Raw genomic sequence first — 777 nt, 5'->3', positions numbered from 1 at the left:
GGCAAGGGCGGCCACCACCAGGGCCGGCAGTCCCGAGAAGACCGTGCCGTTGAGCCGGCGGAAGGTGTTTCCGAGATTGCCGACGGGGGAGCCGAGGACGGCGCCGACGATGTTGAGTTCGGGGGCGTAGCTTCCGGCCATCTCTGCCGCCCAGGCGCTGGCCAGGCCACCGCCGGAGTATCCCCACAGGCCGATGCGCGCATCCGGCGACAGCGACAGGTGTTCGGCGTTGATCGCCGCGCGCAGGCCGTCGAGCACGCGGTACCCGGGCTCATACGGCGCGCCCCACGTGCCGTTGATGCCTTCGTGGTCGGGAACCGAGACCGCCCAGCCCTCGGCCAGGGCGGCCGAGATCAGCAGGAACTCCAGCTGGGCCAGGGAACCGGTGGCCTTGGCGTGGTGGCGCAGGGCGTAGGACGGGAAGCACCGTGCCGAGATGGCGTCGATCGCGCACTGGTACGACACGATCGGACAGTCTGCTGCCGCGTCAGCCGGGACGATCACCGTGGTGGTGGCGGCTTCGGGGATGCCGTTGCGGTCGGTGGAGCGGTACAGGAGCTGCGTGGCCTGCAGGCGCTGGGGGATCAGCCCCAAGAAGGCGAGCTCGACGTCACGGCTGCGTAGGACGGTCCCCGGTTCGGCGTGCTGAAAGCCCGCGGGTGGTACGTAGAAGTCATCTTTGTGAGGAAGTACCGGCCGAGCAGCCGGGTCGAGATCCTCGTGAGGTGCCCGACCGATCCATTCGGCTGCCGAGACGCTGGCCGCACTGCCCAAGTC

1 protein-coding gene is annotated in these 777 nt (G+C 69.5%); it reads right to left on the bottom strand.

The window, feature by feature from the left end:
- On the bottom strand, window positions 1–594 hold a 594-nt coding region (locus IMZ11_RS42885; protein ID WP_228649346.1), incomplete at its 3' end, for a lipase family protein.
- Between the last annotated feature and the right edge of the window lie 183 nt (window positions 595–777).

Origin of the sequence: Microtetraspora sp. AC03309 (assembly GCF_020826795.1) — a bacterium.
Classification (GTDB): Bacteria; Actinomycetota; Actinomycetes; order Streptosporangiales; family Streptosporangiaceae; genus Microtetraspora; species Microtetraspora glauca.
The sequence above is the reverse complement of the archived record's forward strand: the minus strand, read 5'-3'. Positions and strand labels throughout refer to the sequence as shown.